Source organism: Burkholderia sp. 572 (assembly GCF_040545135.1).
Classification (GTDB): Bacteria; Pseudomonadota; Gammaproteobacteria; order Burkholderiales; family Burkholderiaceae; genus Burkholderia; species Burkholderia cepacia.
This window is the reverse complement of sequence record NZ_JBEPLH010000002.1, coordinates 447,643-467,200: the sequence shown is the minus strand read 5'-3', so window position 1 is coordinate 467,200 and position 19,558 is coordinate 447,643. Positions and strand designations below refer to the sequence as shown.

16 protein-coding genes are annotated in these 19,558 nt (G+C 65.9%); 4 read left to right on the top strand and 12 right to left on the bottom strand.

The window, feature by feature from the left end:
• Positions 1–2 precede the first annotated feature (2 nt).
• Positions 3–1,364 carry a 30S ribosomal protein S12 methylthiotransferase RimO gene (gene rimO, locus ABIC51_RS05820; RefSeq protein ID WP_027787268.1) on the bottom strand — a complete coding sequence of 454 codons (1,362 nt, stop codon included), beginning with the start codon at positions 1,362–1,364 and terminating at the stop codon, positions 3–5.
• Between the two features lie 682 nt (positions 1,365–2,046).
• On the opposite strand from rimO, the gene ABIC51_RS05815 reads away from it, so the two are divergent.
• Complete coding sequence (locus ABIC51_RS05815) at positions 2,047–2,301, top strand: hypothetical protein (protein ID WP_027787253.1); 255 nt, start codon at positions 2,047–2,049, stop codon at positions 2,299–2,301.
• Here ABIC51_RS05815 and ABIC51_RS05810 read toward each other — a convergent pair.
• The 8 genes from ABIC51_RS05810 to ABIC51_RS05775 all read right to left on the bottom strand — a co-directional run bounded on the left by ABIC51_RS05810 (position 2,240) and on the right by ABIC51_RS05775 (position 11,292).
• The gene (locus tag ABIC51_RS05810) at positions 2,240–2,701 is read right to left on the bottom strand and encodes an FAD-dependent oxidoreductase (RefSeq protein WP_208451262.1); all 462 of its coding nucleotides are present in this window, start codon (positions 2,699–2,701) and stop codon (positions 2,240–2,242) included. The two genes, ABIC51_RS05815 and ABIC51_RS05810, sit on opposite strands and share 62 nt — an antisense overlap.
• Positions 2,702–2,910: 209 nt before the next feature.
• Positions 2,911–3,867, bottom strand: a complete 957-nt coding sequence (locus tag ABIC51_RS05805) for a lysozyme inhibitor LprI family protein (RefSeq protein WP_244112302.1) — start codon at positions 3,865–3,867, stop codon at positions 2,911–2,913.
• Positions 3,868–4,170: 303 nt separating this feature from the next.
• Positions 4,171–4,737: a polyhydroxyalkanoate synthesis repressor PhaR gene (phaR, locus tag ABIC51_RS05800; RefSeq protein ID WP_006485265.1), complete on the bottom strand. Its 567-nt coding sequence runs from the start codon at positions 4,735–4,737 to the stop codon at positions 4,171–4,173.
• A gap of 119 nt (positions 4,738–4,856) precedes the next feature.
• A complete protein-coding gene (locus ABIC51_RS05795; protein ID WP_006491801.1) occupies positions 4,857–5,597 on the bottom strand; it encodes a 3-ketoacyl-ACP reductase in 741 nt (246 codons plus the stop codon).
• A 134-nt stretch (positions 5,598–5,731) separates the two neighbouring features.
• Positions 5,732–6,913, bottom strand: coding sequence for an acetyl-CoA C-acetyltransferase (locus ABIC51_RS05790; RefSeq protein WP_124918540.1), 1,182 nt, complete (start codon positions 6,911–6,913; stop codon positions 5,732–5,734).
• Positions 6,914–7,012: 99 nt separating this feature from the next.
• Positions 7,013–8,878 carry a PHA/PHB synthase family protein gene (locus ABIC51_RS05785; RefSeq protein WP_027787250.1) on the bottom strand — a complete coding sequence of 622 codons (1,866 nt, stop codon included), beginning with the start codon at positions 8,876–8,878 and terminating at the stop codon, positions 7,013–7,015.
• Positions 8,879–9,237: 359 nt separating this feature from the next.
• Positions 9,238–10,077, bottom strand: coding sequence for a peptidoglycan editing factor PgeF (gene pgeF, locus ABIC51_RS05780; protein WP_027787249.1), 840 nt, complete (start codon positions 10,075–10,077; stop codon positions 9,238–9,240).
• A gap of 6 nt (positions 10,078–10,083) precedes the next feature.
• Entirely contained in the window at positions 10,084–11,292 is a 1,209-nt protein-coding gene (locus ABIC51_RS05775) for an RluA family pseudouridine synthase (protein ID WP_175899112.1), read from the bottom strand.
• 41 nt (positions 11,293–11,333) lie between these two features.
• On the opposite strand from ABIC51_RS05775, the gene ABIC51_RS05770 reads away from it, so the two are divergent.
• Entirely contained in the window at positions 11,334–12,158 is an 825-nt protein-coding gene (locus ABIC51_RS05770) for an outer membrane protein assembly factor BamD (RefSeq protein WP_021163132.1), read from the top strand.
• Between the two features lie 104 nt (positions 12,159–12,262).
• Here ABIC51_RS05770 and yoaA read toward each other — a convergent pair whose 3' ends face one another.
• From yoaA to ABIC51_RS05755, 3 genes are all read right to left on the bottom strand, one after another.
• Positions 12,263–14,509 (bottom strand): DNA repair helicase YoaA, encoded by a 2,247-nt coding sequence (gene yoaA / locus ABIC51_RS05765; protein ID WP_027787247.1) that lies wholly within the window; start codon positions 14,507–14,509, stop codon positions 12,263–12,265.
• A 55-nt stretch (positions 14,510–14,564) separates the two neighbouring features.
• Positions 14,565–14,780, bottom strand: a complete 216-nt coding sequence (locus ABIC51_RS05760) for an HP1242/YdcH family protein (RefSeq protein WP_006478692.1) — start codon at positions 14,778–14,780, stop codon at positions 14,565–14,567.
• Positions 14,781–14,857: 77 nt separating this feature from the next.
• Positions 14,858–15,610 (bottom strand): hypothetical protein, encoded by a 753-nt coding sequence (locus ABIC51_RS05755; RefSeq protein ID WP_027787246.1) that lies wholly within the window; start codon positions 15,608–15,610, stop codon positions 14,858–14,860.
• A gap of 160 nt (positions 15,611–15,770) precedes the next feature.
• On the opposite strand from ABIC51_RS05755, the gene ABIC51_RS05750 reads away from it, so the two are divergent.
• Together ABIC51_RS05750 and ABIC51_RS05745 are read left to right on the top strand one after the other, a co-directional pair.
• Entirely contained in the window at positions 15,771–18,095 is a 2,325-nt protein-coding gene (locus tag ABIC51_RS05750; RefSeq protein WP_027787245.1) for a Tex family protein, read from the top strand.
• Positions 18,096–18,508: 413 nt separating this feature from the next.
• Positions 18,509–19,537, top strand: coding sequence for a terpene synthase family protein (locus tag ABIC51_RS05745; protein ID WP_175899109.1), 1,029 nt, complete (start codon positions 18,509–18,511; stop codon positions 19,535–19,537).
• Positions 19,538–19,558 lie beyond the last annotated feature (21 nt).

Genomic DNA, 19,558 nt, shown 5'->3' with positions numbered 1-19,558 from the left:
GCTTACACCTCGCCCCACAGATCGTGGCCGTCGGCGCCCGTGATCTTCACGGACACGAAATCGCCGACCTTGTAGCGCTTCGAGGCCTTCGCCGCCGGCTCGACATAGACGACGCCGTCGATCTCCGGCGCATCGGCCGCCGTGCGGCCGATCCCGCCTTCCTCGCTGACTTCGTCGATCAGCACCTTGAGGGTCTTGCCGACCTTGCGCTGAATGCGGTTCGCCGACACTTCCTCGGCGACTTCCATGAAGCGTGCGCGACGCTCCTCGCGAACCTCATCCGGCAGCGCACCGTCGAGTTCGTTTGCCGTCGCGCCTTCGACCGGCGAATACGCGAAGCAGCCGACGCGATCGAGTTCCGCCTCGCGGATGAAGTCGAGCAGCGTTTCGAACTGCTCTTCCGTCTCGCCGGGGAAGCCCGCGATGAACGTGCTGCGGATCGTCAGATCCGGGCAGATCTCGCGCCACTTCTGCACGCGCTCGAGCACCTTCTCGGCGTTCGCCGGACGCTTCATGCGCTTCAGCACTTCCGGATGCGCGTGCTGGAACGGCACGTCGAGATACGGCAGCACGTGGCCCTTGAACGGACCTTCGGCCATCAGCGGAATCACTTCGTCGACGCTCGGGTACGGGTACACGTAGTGCAGGCGCACCCATGCGCCGTACTGTGCCGCGAGTTCGCCGAGCGCGGCGACCAGGTCGGTCATGCGCGTCTTGATCGGCTTGCCGTTCCAGAAGCCCGTGCGGTACTTCACGTCGACGCCGTAGGCGCTCGTGTCCTGCGAGATCACGAGCAGTTCCTTCACGCCCGACTTGAAGAGGTTCTCGGCTTCCAGCATCACTTCGGCGACCGGGCGCGACACGAGGTCGCCGCGCATCGACGGGATGATGCAGAACGTGCAGCGGTGGTTGCAGCCTTCGGAGATCTTCAGGTACGCGTAGTGGCGCGGCGTGAGCTTGATGCCGGCCGCCGGTACGAGGTCGGTGAACGGGTCGTGCGGCTTCGGCAGGTGCGAATGCACGGCCTGCATCACTTCGCCCACCGCGTGCGGGCCGGTGACGGCGAGCACCTTCGGGTGGACTTCCTCGATCAGGTTCGAGCCGCTGGCGCTCGACTTTGCGCCGAGACAGCCGGTGACGATCACCTTGCCGTTCTCGGTCAGCGCTTCGCCGATCGCGTCGAGGCTTTCCTGCACGGCTTCGTCGATGAAGCCGCAGGTGTTCACGACGACGAGGTCGGCGCCGTCGTAGGTGCCGGAGATTTCATAACCTTCGGCACGCAGTTGCGTGATGATCTGTTCGGAATCGACGAGGGCTTTCGGGCAACCAAGCGAAACGAACCCTACTTTGGGGGATTGGGACATCTGGAATGTGGGGGCGTGGCAGCAAAAGCGTGAGTTTACAGCGATTTAGGGTTCGGCGAAGCAAAACAGGCGGTCAGCGGCAGCATCGACCGTCAAATCGGATGCACGACCCGCCAACGGCCCGTCCTGCGCGGCATCTTGATGCGTCCCTTTCACTCTGAAACAACGCATTGCCGCCCGAACAGCCCGCGCGATGTCCGAACAAAGGAATTTGATGCGCTGACGGCGCCGCGCTTCGTGCCGATCCAGGTGTGCTCTTTTCGCGGACTATCGATCCAAAGGAATGCGAAACGCAGCCTGCATTCACGATCTTGGATGGGTCGTGCCGACGAATACGCCGGTTCTGCCCCAAAAATTCAAACTCGTCTCATTTCACGATGATGGGGCGCGAAGTAGCATCCCGCTGCGACGATGGTCAGTTTCCAGGTGTTGTACCAAGTGGGTTCCTCACCACCGCCTCGCAGACCTATGCGTTGCGTGGACCGGTCAACTACATGCAGCCTAGCGGGCTCGTTAGCGTACTTCGCGCAGCACCTGTTCCTGCGCGTCATCTATCCGGAGTCCAACCCCACCATCGCACTCCATCGATGCCACCTACCGCACAAAAATCGCCCCGGGCGCAGCCGGCCGCTATGCGAAAATCCAGGCGTCCATCCTTTTCAATCGACCCACCGGGGTTCGCATGACCACGCACATCACAATCGAATTCACCGAGCACGCAGCCGAAGCCATCGGCGAGCAGACCAGCACCAGCTTTTCGTATGATCAGGGCGCGCACGTGCCGCAACCGGGCGACTTCGTCGAACTCGAGAATTCGCGCCAGACGTTTCTCGTGATCGGCCGCGTGTTTTCGCTGAAGGCCAACTACAGCGCCGTCAAGCTCGTGCTCGACCTTCCTCCGTCGGATGGCGAGCAGGATTTCGATCCGGCGCACTGACGGACGACGAGAGACGCGTTACACGCATTACGCCAGCCTGAACCGACGACCACGCAGCGCCCGCCGCGCGCTGCTCGTCGATCAATGCGGCGGTCTGCGCATCCGAGTCCAGCCAGACAAGCGCCCCGCGCGCCGTCACCGGCAACGGGCCCAGTTCACGCGCCAGCCGGGCGAACTCCGGGAGCTCGCCGAGCGTGCGGGAAAATCCGGACGGGTTTTCAGAAGGAAGCGCGCTACCGGTGCCCACCCAGCCAAACGACCAGTGAGTCGCGCCGCCCGCGGCCGCCGGCTGCTTTTCCAGCAGCGTGACCTGCGCACCCGATCGCGCAAGATGCCACGCGATCGACGCGCCGACGATGCCTCCGCCGACCACGACGACGCGCAGCGGGTTGAATCCCACGAGTGACATCCGGAAGTTGCGGGGTTCCAACTATCCCGTTCGCCGCGCTTCGCCGCTGTGCGGTCGCCTGCCGCCCATCATCGCGAATCGCGTCGTCCTCTCGCGCCCGGCAAACAATCAATCGATTGATATCCGCGGCACTTGAGGCGGGCGGACGATACAGAAAAGCCCGCCGAGGCGGGCCTTACTCAAACACCGGGCTCGACACTTCATCGCACGTCCGGAAACACCGCCGCCTTCAAGCATCGGTCGAACCACACCACATCGTCGCCATCGCCGATCGGCCACATTTCCGCGTCGAGTTGCGGCAACCCGGCTACGGGCGCTGACGCGTGGTTATCGCCACCGGACGCCCCTGCGCGCACCCATGCCGATTGCGCTCCACCGTTGTCGCACGCATTCTCATGCGCCTGTGTTTCGCAAAATGCCACGGGTCGAACCTTCCCGCCGTCTGCCGCGCTCACCGATCGGTACTGATAAACCGCACCGGTCGCCCAGTCCTCGCTCTGGCTGCAGACCCGTGCACGATGCTGCACATGGACAGCACCGAAACACGCATAGGAAACGTGCGCGCCACTTGCATCGTCGGGAATGAAATCGCAGTTTGCATCGAAACCGGTGAGCGGGCCGCCCGTGTAATTCGCGAGCCACTTGCGCTCGGCCAGCGCACGCGCGATCAACCCTTTGTCCGATCGATCGGCCAGCACGGCGGTGCGCCGATCGATGGCCTTGCGCACTTCGTCGACGGCCAGCGGACGGCCTTCGTAATCGGCGTCGAGACGGTTGTTGCGTGCGTCGATCCAGCGGCGCTGGCCGCGCACCAGCATGTCGCGAATCATCGTGTCCGGCGCGGCCTTCAGTGCGCCCGAGTACGCCGAGTTCATGCGCGCGTCGGCCGTGCTCAGCATGGAGTTCGCACAGATGCGCTTCTCGATCGGCTGCACCGCTTTCGCGCAATCCATCGCAAAGGCCGGTAGTGCCATGCCGGCGCCCATCATGATCATCGAAGCAAGACCCGCCAGCCTGCTGGCCGATGCCATTCGAATCCCTCGCATGCTCTCTCTCAGTCGGTTTTTTCTTGGTCGCACCGCACCGCTGGGGCATCGCCCGTCACAGCCTGTCGTGCCCGCGCGCCGGTATCGCATGTCGCCAAAGGCAGCCTCCACGCTTCACCTTGCAGCGCCGCTCATGGTACGCGCGCCTGCACGAACGCACACCGTCCGGCGCGGCGCGCCCCGGTGTTCCTTCACAGGTGACTGGATCTCGATCGACTGGACAACGGTCATGCACGCCCGAACCCGGCGCGCATTCGGTACCGACGGTCATGAACGACCGTCGGCGAAATGATCCTGCTGGCGGCGGCCGCACATCGTCGCGCCCGAATGCACGATCGGCCGGCCCGCACCGCTTCGCTTCGCGGCACCGACGCTCGACGGTTTGCCCGCCGCGGTCGGCCTGCCGCGAAACCGTTACTTCTTCTCCGGCTCCGACGCGCCCGGCTGCTTGAACGGGAACGTGCTGAACATCGACTTCGCCTGGTTCTGCATCTGCTCCTGCATCTGCACGAACATGTTCTTCGACTGCTCGATGTAGCTGGTCATCATCCCTTGCATCATCGGCGCCTGCATGTTCATGAACTGCGACCAGACTTCCGGATTCATCGCATTGCCTTCGTACAGGTTCTTCGACTGATCCGCGAGCTTGTTCTGGATGTCGATGAACGCCTGGATGTTCTTTTCCAGGTACGTCCCCATCATGCCCTGCATCGCATGCCCGTAAAAACGGATGATCTGCGACAGCATCGACGACGAGAACATCGGCACGCCGCCGCTTTCCTCTTCGAGGATGATCTGCAGCAGGATGCTGCGCGTCAGGTCTTCGTTGGATTTCGCGTCGACGACCTTGAAGTCCTCCTGCTCCAGCACGAGTTGCTTCACGTCGGTCAGCGTAATGTACGTGCTTGTCTCTGTATCGTAGAGCCGACGGTTCGGGTACTTCTTGATGAGCCGTTCGGCCGTCTTCTTTGTAGTAGTCATGTAACGCCTTTGAGTGCAGCGTAGCGGAAGTGACGAATCCCCGCCGCCCGAATCCGGGAGGCGGGGGCCTTCGGAATACGCCCGGCTGCGCGGCCACCCGGCCCGCGCAGCGCGGACGCTCAGCCCATGTGCAGGCCGCCGTTCAGCGAGAAGTCGGCGCCGGTCGCGAAACCGGAATCGTTCGACGCGAGCCACGCGACGATCGAACCGATTTCCTCCGGCCCGCCGAGACGCCGCACCGGGATCGTCGCGACGATCTTCTCGAGCACGTCCGGGCGGATCGCCTTCACCATGTCGGTGCCGATGTAGCCCGGCGACACGGTGTTGACCGTCACGCCCTTCGTCGCGACTTCCTGTGCGAGCGACATCGTGAAGCCGTGAATACCGGCCTTCGCGGTCGAATAGTTGGTCTGGCCGAATTGCCCTTTCTGGCCGTTCACCGACGAAATGTTGATGATCCGGCCCCAGCCGCGTTCGACCATCCCGTCGATCACCTGCTTCGTCACGTTGAACAGGCTCGTCAGGTTGGTATCGATCACGGCGGTCCAGTCTTCGTGCGTCATCTTGCGGAACACGACGTCGCGCGTGATACCCGCGTTGTTGACCAGCACGTCGATCTCGCCGACTTCAGCCTTGACCTTGTCGAACGCTTCCTTGGTCGAGTCCCAGTCGCCGACGTTGCCTTCCGACGCGATGAAATCGTACCCGAGCGCCTTCTGGTCCTCGAGCCATTTCACCCGGCGCGGCGAGTTCGGGCCACATCCTGCGACCACCTTGAAGCCGTCTTTCGACAGGCGCTGGCAGATGCTGGTGCCGATGCCGCCCATCCCGCCCGTTACGTACGCAATTCGCTGAGACATAAATCTCACTCCATTTTTTGGTTTCGAGAGCTGCCGGAGCCCCCTCTGACTTCACGTGACGCCGGCCGAAGCCGCAATCGGCCGGCGCACGGATTCGGTTCGCCGGTGGCGAACGGCCGGTTACGGACGACCGGTTACGGACGCTCGACCGCGAGCGCGACGCCCATCCCGCCGCCGATGCACAGCGACGCCAGCCCGCGCTTCGCGTCGCGCTTGGCCATCTCGTGCAGCAGCGTCACCAGGATCCGGCAGCCCGACGCACCGATCGGGTGACCGATCGCGATCGCCCCGCCGTTCACGTTCACCTTCGACGTGTCCCAGCCCATCTGCTTGTGCACCGCCAGCGCCTGCGCCGCGAACGCCTCGTTGATCTCCATCAGGTCCAGGTCGCCCGGCGTCCAGCCCGCGCGCTCCAGGCACCGGCGCGATGCCGGCACCGGGCCCATCCCCATCACGCTCGGATCGACACCCGCGTTCGCGTATGCCTTGATCTTCGCCAGCGGCGTCAGACCCAGCGCCGCCGCCTTCTGCGCCGACATCACCAGCACCGCCGCCGCGCCGTCGTTCAACCCCGACGCGTTCGCCGCCGTCACCGAGCCGTCCTTCGAGAACGCCGGCTTCAGCCCCGCCAGCGACTCCGCCGTCACGCCGTGACGCACGAATTCGTCGGTCGCGAACTGCAGCGGCTCGCCCTTGCGTTGCGGGATCGACACCGGCACGATCTCGTCGTTGAAGCGCCCGGCCTTCTGCGCGGCTTCCGCCTTGTTCTGCGACAACGCCGCGAACGCATCCTGCTCTTCGCGCGTGATCCCGTATTCCTTCGCGACGTTCTCCGCCGTGATGCCCATGTGGTACTGGTTGTACACATCCCACAGGCCGTCGACGATCATCGTGTCGACCAGCTTCGCATCGCCCATCCGGAAGCCGTCACGCGAGCCCGGCAGCACGTGCGGCGACGCGCTCATGTTCTCCTGGCCGCCCGCGATCACGATGTCCGCGTCGCCCGCGACGATCGCGTTCGCCGCCAGCATCACGGCCTTCAGGCCCGAGCCGCACACCTTGTTGATCGTCATCCCCGGCACGGCCGTCGGCAGCCCCGCCTTGATCAGCGACTGCCGCGCCGGGTTCTGGCCCGAGCCGGCCGTCAGCACCTGGCCCATGATCACTTCGCTCACCTGCTCGGGCTTCACGCCCGCGCGCTCCAACACCGCGCGGATCACCGTCGCGCCCAGTTCGGGTGCTGCAATCTTCGCAAGCGAACCGCCGAATTTGCCGACCGCGGTCCGCGCGGCCGATACGATCACTACGTCCGTCATTTCCCTTTCCTCCAGGCCCGCACGACACGGCGCATCGCTACCGGCCCTGTTAAAAAAACTGCGGTGCATCGGACAGCGTGCGCCGCTGTCCGTCTTTCGTCAATCGCGCTGCAATACGTACCGGCCCGGCGCCGGCTCGATCACCGGGAACTGTGCGGAACCGGGCTGGGCGGGCGGCGCCACCTTGCGGCCGCCGTACTGGTCGAGCCACTCGACCCAGGTCGTCCACCAGCTTCCCGGGTGCTCGGTCGCACCGGCAAACCAGTCGTCCGCCGATTCGGGCAGGTCGCTATCGTTGATCCAGTAACTGCGCTTCTTCTTCGCCGGCGGATTGATCACGCCCGCGATGTGCCCCGACGCGCCGAGCACGAACTTCAACGGGCCCGACAGGATCGACGTCGATGCATAGGCCGTCTGCCACGGCACGATGTGATCCTCGCGCGAGCCGTAGATGAAGGTCGGCACGTCGATCAGCGTCAGGTCGACCGATTCGCCGCACACGGTCAACGCGCCCGGCTCGCGCAGCTTGTTCTCGAGATAGGTATTGCGCAGGTACCACGCGTACATCGGGCCCGGCAGGCTCGTCGAATCGCCGTTCCAGTACAGCAGGTCGAACGGCGCCGGCGTGCGGCCCTTCAGGTAGTTGTCGACGACGTAGTTCCACACGAGGTCGTTCGGCCGCAGGAACGAGAACGTGTTCGCGAACTCGACGCCGCGCATCAGCCCCGGCTGCGTGCCGTTCTTGCCGCCGATGGTCTGCTCGCGCATCTGCACGTGCGCCTCGTCGACGAACACGTCGAGGATGCCGGTGTCGCTGAAGTCGAGCATCGCGGTGAGCAGCGTCATCGACGCGACCGGATGTTCGCCGCGCGCGGCGAGCACCGCGAGCGCGGTCGCGAGCATCGTGCCGCCGACGCAGAAGCCGAGCGTGTTGATCTGCTCGCGGCCGCTCACCTGCTGCACGGCGTCGATCGCCGCGAGCAGCCCTTCGTTCATGTAGTCGTCCCACGTCTTGTGCGCAACCGATGCGTCCGCGTTGCGCCACGACACGAGGAACACCTGATGGCCGTTCGACAGCGCATGCGCGACGAGCGAATTCTCGGGCTGCAGGTCGAGGATGTAGAACTTGTTGATGCACGGTGGGACGATCAGGAGCGGCCGCTCGAACACCTTGTCCGTCTTCGGCGTGTACTGGATCAGCTGGATCAGGTCGTTCTCGTAGACGACCGCACCTTCAGTACACCCGAGGTTCTTGCCGACCACGAACTGCGATTCGTCGGTCTGCGAAATCTTGCCGCGCTGCAGGTCGCCGAGCAGGTTCATCATCCCCTGCCGCAGGCTTTCGCCCTGCGTCTCGAGAATCGATTTCTGTGCGTCGGGATTGAGTGCGAGGAAGTTGCTCGGCGCGGCGGCGGCCGTCCACTGCTGGACCGTGAAACGAATGCGCTCGCGCGTCTTCGGATCGGTCTGAAGCGCGTCGGCCAGTTCCTGCAGATAGCGCGCGTTGAGCAGATACCAGGCCGCCGCGAACGCATGCGCCGGCGACGCCTTCCATGCATCGCCGCTGAAGCGGCGGTCCTTCAGTTCGGGCGACTCGAGCTTTGCGGCGGCGGCCTGCTGCATCAGCGCCATGCAATCGCGCGCGTAGTCGGCCTGCAACGCCTGAAGCCGCTCGGGGGGAATCGCGGCGGCCGGCAGCTTCAGCCCGGCGAACGGCGACGCCATCGCGCCGAAATCGGGCATCGACGGCACCTGGAACGGAAACGATGTCGGAAACTGGAATGTCGCGAACGGATTCACGGTGGCCGACGCAGTCGCGGCACGTGCCGGATCCGCAAAACCGCGCCACGCGTTCAACCACGACTCGAACATCTGCTGCATCGGCTGGGCGGCCGGATCGAAACCAATGCTGCCCGTGGAAGTGCCCGCCTGAGCGGACGTCGACGATTTTTTCGATGCTGTCATTACCTGCCTTACCGGTGATTCGTGAGCGTCTGTCGTGAAATCCTGCTCGCGCGCGGCATGCCGGCTGCGAGCCGGGCCGTCATGCTCTGGAGAGGCGTCTCCAGATTCTGCCGCAGTGCGGTATTTTTATCATTATCGTTTTCCCCATGTGAAGCGCCATATCAAACCGCTGAACAATTCCGCACGGAGATAATCCTCGCGCAACAGGCGGGACAAGGGTTCCGGCGAAACATAAAACATTTTGATTGACTTGACTTCGCATTTTTCATTCAGCCGCGCATGTAACGCGGCATGGCCGCCGCAAAATCGAGATAACCCGATTTTGCAGCGCGACAAATCCCGCGCCCATGCGCATCCCGTCAATCCGCCAGCCAGATCGCCGCCGCCATGCGGCCCGTCACGCGGTCGCGCCGGTACGAATAGAAGCGCGCCTGTTCGGTGACCGTGCAGGCCGTCCCGCCGCTCACGTGCGCCACGCCCGCACGCGCAAGACGCAAGCGCGCGAGCGCGTAGAGATCGGCCAGGAACTTGCCGGGCGCGCCATCGATCGCGACGAACGCAAGCCGGGTTTCATCATGCTCCGACTGCGGGGCCGTGTCGAGAAACGCATCACGCACGTCGGCGCCGACCTCGAACGCCCGCGGGCCGATCGCCGGCCCGAGGTAAGCATGAAGCGCGTCCGTCGCACCGCCCGCGAGTGCCGCGACCCGTGCCGCCGTCTGTTCGACGATGCCGGCCGCCAGGCCGCGCCAGCCCGCATGCGCGGCGCCGACGGCGCGGCCCTGCGTGTCGCACAGCAGCACGGGCAGGCAATCCGCGACCATCACGACACAGACGGCGCCGGCACGGTCGGTGACACTCGCGTCGGCCTGCACCGGCGCGAGCGCCGCGGGTGCCGCCGCGATCACCTCGTCCGCGCGCACGATCTGCGCGCCGTGAACCTGCTCGAGCCAAGCGGCGCTCGACTGGCCAGCCAGCGCGAGCAGGCGCGCGCGATTCCCGGCGACATGAGCCGGATCGTCACCGGTGTGCAGGCCGAGATTCATCCCGCCCGGCAGAGCTTCCGCGCCCTGCCAGCGCCCATACGGGCCTTCGCTCACCCCGCCGTCGCGCGTCGTGATCAGCGCGCGCACGCGCGGCGACACCTGCCAGTCGGGCTGTACGCAGTCCTGCCACGTCAACGGCGCCAGGTTCGTCATCGGCACTCACTCCTCCTCGTCGTCCAGGTACGGCTCATCGTCGTGATACTCGCCGCCGAAATCGTCATCGTCGTAGACACCGTCATCGTCGTCGAATTCCTCGTCGCCCTGCCCGAAGCCGAGCGCCGCGACGAGGGCGTTCATGTCGTCCGGCAGCGGGCAGCGCCACTGCATCGCCTTGCCCGTGACCGGGTGCACGAGACCGAGCCGCCATGCATGCAGCGCCTGTCGCGCGAAACCGTCCGGCAATGGCGCGACCGAGCGCTTGCCGCGCGCGCGCCCGTACACGGGGTCACCGAGCAGCGGGTGCCCGGCGTGCGCGCAGTGCACGCGGATCTGGTGCGTGCGGCCGGTCTCGAGATCGCACTGGATTGCCGAAACCGGCTGACGTTGCCACAGGCATGTGTCAACCGTGCGGAAATGCGTGCGCGCGGGCTTGCCCGACGCGCCGGTGACGACGGCCATGCGCGTGCGTTCGCGCGGATCGCGGCCGATCGGCGCATCGATCGTGCCCTCCTCGGGCATCGTGCCCCACACGAGCGCGAAATAGCGGCGCTTCACCGTGCGGGCCTGCAACTGGCGCACGAGGTCCGTCTGCGCGGCCAGCGTACGCGCCACCACCATCAGGCCCGACGTCTCCTTGTCGAGCCGGTGGACGATCCCCGCGCGCGGCAGGCCGGCCGCCGCGTCGCCATAGCGATGCAGCAGCCCGTTGAGGATCGTGCCGCTCCAGTTGCCGGCGGCCGGATGCACGACGAGGCCGGCCGGCTTGTTGATGACCACGAGCGCGTCGTCCTCGTAGATCACGTCGAGCGGCACCGGTTCCGGCGTAAAGGCGAGCTGCTCGGGGAGCAGGTCCGGCACGAGCTCGATCTTGGCGCCGAGCGGCACCGGCTGGCGGATCTTCGCCGGCGAGCCGTCGACGAGCACGCGCTGCGCCTCGATCCAGCTCTGCAGGCGGCTGCGCGAGAATTCAGGGAACAGTTGGGCGAGCGCCTTGTCGAGGCGCTCACCCGCGAGCGACAGCGGCACTTCGACGACGCGCGGCGCGTCGTCGGCCGCCGCGGACGGCACGACGGGCGCCTGCATGGCGTCGCCGGCCGGATCGTCATCGAGGGAATCCCCCGACGCAGCGTCGGCGGGCCGATCGCTTGGGCTATAATCTTCGCGATTTGGTGTGCCCGGCTGGGCATTCTGCGAACTTGAACGGGTCATTTAGACTGGGTCACCGAGACTTGAAGCTAGGACATGCGAGCATGATGAATTCGACCAAACGCACGGCCAGAACCGTCGCCGCCCGGGCTGCGGCGGTAGCGGCCGCGGCCCTCATCGCCGGCTGCCACGGCTTGCCGCAGAAGCAGGACGAGACGGCTACCTGGTCGAACAACAAATTATACTCAGAGGCCCAGGACGCACTGTCCGGCGGCGACTGGGGCAAGTGCGCGAAATATTTCGAATCGCTGCAAGGTCGCGATCCGTTCGGCCACTTCGCACAACAGGCACAGATCAACGTTGCGTACTGCAACTGGAAGGACAACGAAGCGGCCGCCGCCGACCAGGCCGTCGATCGCTTCATCCAGCTCCACCCCGATCATCCGGATATCCCTTACGCGTACTACCTGAAGGGGATGATCCACTTCAACGACGATCTCGGCCTGTTCGGCCGGTTCTCCGGCCAGGACATGAGCGAGCGCGATCCGCAGGCACTGCGTGAATCGTACGATGCGTTCAAGGTCGTCGTCGACCGCTTCCCGAAGAGCAAGTACGCGCCCGACGCCGCCGCGCGGATGCGCTACATCGTCAACGCGCTCGCGTCGCACGAAGTGCACGCGGCCGACTACTACTACCGGCGTGGCGCCTACGTCGCGGCCATCAACCGTGCGCAGCTCGCGATCAAGGACTACAAGGGCGCCCCGGCGATCGAGGACGCGCTGCACATCATGATCCTGTCGTACGGCAAGCTGAACCAGCCGCAACTCGCCGAGGACACGAAGCGCGTGCTCGCAGGCACGTTCCCCGACAGCCCGTACGTCACGGGCCACTCGCGCCCCGGCGCGAAGAAGTCGTGGTGGCAGTTCTGACGAAAGCACCATGCAGCGCCCGCTGCGCGAACTAAAAACCCGGCCATCGAGCCGGGTTTTTTATTGGCGCCGCGCTCAGGCAGCGTCGGTGCGAGCGCGCGTCGTCACGTGCGCTTTGCGGAACGGTGCTCGTCGAAGAAGTCCTGGACAACCGCGATCTCGCGAGTCCGCTTGAACGGCGGCAGGCTCTGCCAGATCCGGCGCCCGTAGGGCTTGTCGACGAGCCGCGTGTCGCAGATCATCAGCACGCCGCGATCCGTCTCCGCCCGAATCAGCCGGCCCGCGCCCTGCTTCAGCGTGATCACGGCCTGCGGCAACTGGTGCACGGCGAACGGGCTCAGCCCCTTCTTCGTCAGCGCATCGAGGCGCGCGGCGAGCACCGGATCGTCCGGCGGCGCGAACGGCAGCTTGTCGATCACGACGAGCGACAGCGCATCGCCGCGCACGTCGACGCCTTCCCAGAAACTCTGGCTGCCGACCAGGATCGCATTGCCGTATGCACGGAAACGATCGAGCAGTTCGGTACGGCTCGCATCGCCCTGCACGAGCAGCGGCGTGTTCCAGCCGCGCGATTCGATCACGTCGCGCAGCTTCGACGCGATCCGGTCGACCGCGCGCAGCGTCGTGCACAGCATGAACACGCCGCCACCGGACGCCTCGATCGCCGGCAGCGCGGCGTCGAAGACGGCATCGGTAAACGCCGGCGAAGACGGTTGCGGCAGGTTGCGCGGCACGTACAGCAGCCCTTGCGACTGGTAGTCGAACGGGCTCGCGAGCGTCATCGAGCGGCGCGAGCTGAGGCCCATCTGTGCCGCGTAGTGCGTGAAATCGCCGCGCACCGACAGCGTGGCCGACGTGAACACCCATGCACGCGGCACACCCGCGCGCTGCTTGGCAAAAATCGGCGCGACCGACAACGGCGTTTCGTGCAGCTGGACCGTATGCGCGAACACTTCGACCCAGCGCACCTTCTCGTTCGGATCGCCGTCGGATGCCGCCTTGTCGCCGGCCGCCGCCGCATCGGCCTTCGCGGCCGCCTCCGTCGCGCCGGGCGCGACCCAGCCGGCCAGCAGGTCCTGCAGTTCGCGTGCGCGCCGCAGGCACGCGCCGAGCGACTCCGCCCGTTCGGCCTGGCTGGCAAGCGCCGACGCAAGCGCGTCGAGCGCGGCCTCGAGCGCGTCGAGTGCGCCGAACATCGGGTGATCGTCGCCGAGCTGGGCGAGCGACATCCGGACGATCTGGTCGTTCGCGAACGCCAGGCGCAAGTCGCGTGCCGCGCGCTCAAGATCGCCGCCGAGCTTCACCCATTCGACCGCGTCGCGTGCATGGCTCAGGCCTTCAGCTACCGTGTCGCGTGCGAGTTCGAGAATCTGCGTCGTCGACAGCGTCTCGCCGAAAAACAGCGTCGCCGTTTCCGGCAGCTGGTGCGCTTCGTCGAAGATGACCGTGTTCGCGTTCGGCAGCAGCTCGGCCATCCCCGTGTCGCGCAGCATGATGTCCGCGAAGAACAGGTGGTGGTTGACGACGACGACGTCGGCCTGCTGCGCCTCGCGCCGCGCCTGCATCACGAAGCATTCCTTGTAGTGCGGGCATTCCTGGCCAAGGCAGTTGTCGCGCGTCGACGTGACCATCGACCAGACGGGCGCCGTTTCCGGCACGCTCGCGAGCTCGGCCTTGTCGCCGCTCTTCGTGATCTTCGCGAAACGGACGATTTCCTGCAGGTAGGCCGTATCCTGCCGCGACGGCAGTCGGCCGTTGTCGGCCGTGCGTTGCAGGTAGTAGTGGCACAGGTAGTTTGCGCGCCCCTTGAGCATCGCGACCGACACCGGCACCGCCAGCGCGTTGCGCACGGTCGGGATGTCGCGCTGGAACAGCTGGTCCTGCAGGTGTTTCGTGCCGGTCGACACGATCACCTTGCCGCCCCACAGCATCGCGGGCACGAGGTACGCATAGGTCTTGCCCGTCCCCGTGCCGGCCTCGACGATCAGCGTGTTGTCCCCGGCATCGCTGTCGGGCTCGGCTGCGGCGGCGTCCGCGCCCGTCTCGGCCGCCTTGTCGCCGTCGCCGAGGCGACGCGCCGGCCGCTTGCGGGTTTCGAAGATCTCGGGCTCGGGCATCCGGCGAGCGGACGCTTCCATCGCGGACGCGACGGCGCGCGCCATCTCGATCTGCGATGTACGCGGCCGATAGCCGTCGAGCGCGCGCGCCAGCAATCCGCCCTCGCCGAAAATCGTGTCGAGTTCGTCGACGCGCTTGCGGCTCAGTTCAAAGGTGCCTTCGGGCGCACGAGCGCGCCCGGCGGACGACACGTCGCGCCGGGCATCGGGGGTGGCTTCAAGCGGTGAATTCAAGGCAAGCGTTCCTGTGTCCAGCGCCCGGGCGGCGCCGGCGCTTGCCAGGCCGCGCTCAGGCGCGCTTATCCGGTTCCAGCTGCGATTGCAGCAAAATGATTTTGTCCTTGGCCGCCAGCTTTTCCTTCTTCAGCCGGTGCAGCGTGATGTCGTCGATGTCGGAGTGCCCTTCCTTCAGCTCGATCTCCCGAGCGAGCTGCTGGTGCTGCTCCTGCAATGCAGCCAAACGGTTGTGCAATTCCTGCTGCTGTTCCGTGTGACGGTTTTGCATGTTTGCCTCCTCATCGAAGCAGCGCGCCGGCTGGCGTGCCAGCGCGCACGAGACTGATTCCGGATCAATCCAACACGTTACTGCCCCTGCTGTTGCTTCTGCTGCGCCTTTTCGGTCGCTTCCTTCTGACGCCGCTCGACATCGGCCTTGTGCTGCACGGCTTCCTTCTGCTTCTGCTCGTAGCGTGCGGCGTTGTCCGCCCGCTCCTGCGCCTTCTGCGCGGCCTGCTGGTGCGCCTGGTCGAGCTTGCGCTGGAAGTCGCCCTGCTTCTGGTCGTACGCCTGCTTGTTCGCCGCGCGCTGCGGCCCTTCCGCGCCGCGCTGCGCCTGCTTCAGCGCATTCTGCTCCTGCTTGTCGCGGAACGCAGCGGCGTTTGCCGCGTCGTTCGCCGCGCGCTGCGGCGCTTCCGCCGCGTCCTGCGCCTGCTTCAGCGCCTGCTGCTGGTCGCGCTGCTGCGCGCGCACCGCCCGCTGCTCGTCGTTGAGCGCGAGCTGCTCCTGGCGGATGCTCGCCCGCTCGTCGCGCATCTGGTCACGCGCCTTGCCGAGACAGTGATTGACGAAGAACTTGCTGTAGCAATCGTGCTCGGCCACCGCATAACGATAATCGTTTTCCGCGGAGCGTTGATTGAGCACTTTTTGACGGGCGTCGAAATCCGGTGCGGCCGCGGCCGTCACGGGTGCGGCCGCGGTGGCGGCCGGCGCGGTGGCGCCCGAAGCTTGCGCGAACGCGCTGGAAGGCCCGGCAGACAAAGCCGCGGCGAGCGCTGCGCCGAGCGCGACGAGAGAAATTCGGGAAGTTGGCAACGTCGTAGGAAAGCTGCGGGACATGTGTCAAATTCTATCACCCCCGGCTGGACGCTCCGCCATTTATGGCAAAATGCCCCGCTTCACTCACCCGCGGCATCTGGCCCGTCGGGCCCGCCACGCAGCCCGCCGCTTCGGGCCTGCCGGCCCGCGCCGCGATTTCAGCAGGCAGATCATCCACGACATGACGGAAACCGTAGCACTCAAGATCGTACAGCGCATCGCCACCGAACTGTCCGTCCAGCCGCGCCAGGTCGCGGCGGCCGTGCAACTCCTCGACGAAGGCTCGACCGTTCCGTTCATTGCCCGGTACCGCAAGGAAGTGACCGGCAACCTGGACGACACGCAGTTGCGCCAGCTCGAGGAACGCCTCCTGTATCTGCGCGAGCTCGAGGACCGCCGCGCGGCGATCCTGTCGAGCATCGACGAACAGGGCAAGCTGACCGACGAGCTGCGCGCCGCGATCGACGCGGCCGACAGCAAGCAGGTGCTCGAAGACCTTTATCTGCCGTACAAGCCGAAGCGCCGCACGCGTGCACAGATCGCCCGCGAGGCCGGCCTCGAGCCGCTCGCGCAGGCCCTGCTCGCGAACCCGCTGCTCGACCCGCAGGCCGAGGCGGCCGCCTACGTCGACGCCGACAAGGGCGTTGCCGACGTGAAGGCCGCGCTCGACGGCGCGCGCGACATCCTGTCCGAACAGTTCGGCGAAACGGCCGAGCTGCTCGGCAAACTGCGCGATTATCTGCACAGCCAGGGCGTCGTGTCGTCGGCCGTCGTCGAGGGCAAGGAAAACGAGGAAGGCGAGAAATTCCGCGACTATTACGACTACGCGGAAACGATCAGGACCGTGCCGTCGCACCGCGCCCTCGCACTGTTCCGCGGCCGCAACGCGGGCGTGCTGACGATCAAGCTCGGCCTCGGCGAAGAGCTCGACGCCCAGGTGCCGCATCCCGGCGAGGCGATGATCGCGCGCCATTTCGGCATCGCGAACCAGAACCGTCCGGCCGACAAATGGCTGTCCGACGTATGCCGCTGGTGCTGGCGCGTGAAGGTGCAGCCGCACATCGAGAACGAACTCCTCACGCAGCTGCGCGAAACGGCCGAAACCGAAGCGATCCGCGTGTTCGCGCGCAACCTGAACGACCTGCTGCTGGCCGCGCCGGCCGGCCCGAAGGCCGTGATCGGTCTCGACCCCGGCCTGCGCACGGGCGTGAAGGTCGCGGTCGTCGACCGCACCGGCAAGGTGCTCGCGACCGATACGATCTACCCGCACGAGCCGCGCCGCGACTGGGACGGCTCGATCGCGAAACTCGCGCGCCTCGCCGCGCAGACGCAGGCCGAGCTGATCAGCATCGGCAACGGCACCGCCTCGCGCGAAACCGACAAGCTCGCGAGCGAGCTGATCGCGAAACACCCGGAGCTGCGCCTGCAGAAAATCGTCGTGTCGGAAGCCGGCGCGTCGGTCTACTCGGCGTCCGAACTCGCGGCGAAGGAATTCCCCGACATGGACGTGTCGCTGCGCGGCGCCGTGTCGATCGCGCGCCGCCTGCAGGATCCGCTCGCCGAACTCGTGAAGATCGAGCCGAAGGCGATCGGCGTCGGCCAGTACCAGCACGACGTGAACCAGCGCGAACTCGCCCGCTCGCTCGACGCGGTCGTCGAGGATTGCGTGAACGCGGTCGGCGTCGACGCGAACACCGCGTCGGCCGCGCTGCTGGCGCGCGTGTCGGGCCTGAACGCGACGCTCGCGCGCAACATCGTCGACTACCGCGACGCAAACGGCCCGTTCCCGTCGCGCGAGCACCTGCGCAAGGTCCCGCGCCTCGGCGACAAGACCTTCGAACAGGCCGCCGGCTTCCTGCGCATCAACGGTGGCGAGAATCCGCTCGACCGCTCGTCGGTGCACCCGGAAGCGTATCCGGTCGTCGAGCGGATGCTCGCGAAGATCAGCAAGCGCATCGACGACGTGCTCGGCAACCGCGAAGCGCTGTCGGGCCTGTCCCCGACGGAATTTGTTGACGAGCGTTTCGGCCTGCCGACCGTGCGCGACATCCTGTCCGAACTGGAGAAACCGGGCCGCGATCCGCGTCCGGAGTTCAAGACCGCGACGTTCCGCGAAGGCGTCGAGAAGGTGTCGGATCTCGTGCCGGGCATGACGCTCGAAGGCGTCGTGACGAACGTCGCCGCGTTCGGCGCGTTCGTGGATATCGGCGTTCACCAGGACGGGCTCGTCCACGTGTCCGCGATGTCGACGAAGTTCATCAAGGACCCGCACGAAGTCGTGAAGGCCGGCCAGGTCGTCAAGGTGAAGGTGCTCGACGTCGACGTGAAACGCCAGCGGATTGCGCTGACGATGCGCCTCGACGACGAGGCAGCAGCGCCCGGCACGCCGTCGCGCGGCGGCCAGGATCGCGGCAACGCGGGGCGCGGCGCCGCCCGCCCGCAGCGTTCGCGCGAGCCGGAACCGGCCGGCGCAATGGCCGCGGCGTTCGCGAAGCTGAAGCGCTGAGCACGCGAAAAGCGTCGCCGCACAAAAAACCCGCCTCCCGGCGGGTTTTTTTATTGAATCGTCGTCCGCATTTTCGATATCCGGGATGAAAAACGAATATGCGCGTTTCCATCGTCATTCCCCTGCGTTTAATCGGCAAATTAAACAATCCGCGTTGCGACATGCGTTTTCTTGACGCTTCACAAGTGACACATAAAATAAGTTTTCGAACGGCCGTATTTTGATGCTTCTGTATTGGGCAGCGATCTTGCCGTTCAGCGGCCGCGTTCTCCGCGGCGCTCGCATGCACGGTGAATATCCTGCCCCCCGTGTTTCGGTCTCGCCTTTTTTGCAGTCGATTCGCGACGCATTGCATCCGGTATTCGCCTGACCGGCGAACCGGGACGGATTCGCGAAAAATGGATCGGGGAACCATGACAGACGACCATCTGAAAACCGAACTGGCCGCATTGCACATGCCCGTTTTCGACGTGCCGTGGGCCGGCGCCTGTTCACCGCACGTCGAGCGAATCGAATCGCGCATGCTCGAGTGGGCCGACGCATACGGCCTGTTCATCAGCGACGCCTACCGGGAACGCGTCGTACGCACCCGATACGGCTGGCTCGCCGCGCGCTGTTACCCGAACGCCGATCCTTCCCTGCTGCAGGCGCTCGCCGATTATTTCGTGTGGTTCTTTCTCGTCGACGACCTGTTCGTCGATCGCGTCGAGCCGGTCGGCCCCGATACGTTGCGCAATCTGACCGCGATGATCGATGTGCTCGACTACGAATGTACCGGCCCCCAGCCAATATATGGCGAGCGAGCATGGCTCGATGTGTGCCAGCGCTTGCGCGCCCGCCTGTCGGCCGAGCATTTCGCGCGCTTCGCACAAGGCATGCGCCTGTGGGCCACCACGGCCGGACTGCAGATTATCGGCCACCTGAGGGCCGAGCCGATCGCAGTGCAGCAATACGAAACGATCCGGCGTCACACGAGCGGGATGAATCCTTGCCTCGCGCTGGCGGACGCGGCCAATGCCGGTGCCGTCCCGCCCGATACGTTTCATCGGCCGGAAATCCAGACGCTGTTCCGGCACGCGAACCATATCGTCTGCTGGAGCAACGACATCCAGAGCGTCGGCGTCGAAGCGGGCCAGCCCGGGCAGTTCCGGAACATGGTGATGATCCACGCTTCCCGCGGCCATACGCTGCAGGCCAGCGTCGACTACACGGCCGAGCGTGTGCGCGCCGAGATCAGCGCATTCGTCCTGTGCGCCGATGCACTCGCCCAGCATGCCGACACGCGCGTGCGCGGCCTTGTCGACGGCTGCCGATACTGGATTCGCGGTTATCTGGATTGGGTCGCGCGGGATACGCAGCGCTATACGGCTACGGCCGCGGCCGGCGATGCGGACGATCGCGGCCTGATTGCCTGGTCGGCGGACTCGGCGGCGCGCGGCTGAACGACCCGCGCGCCGCCCCCG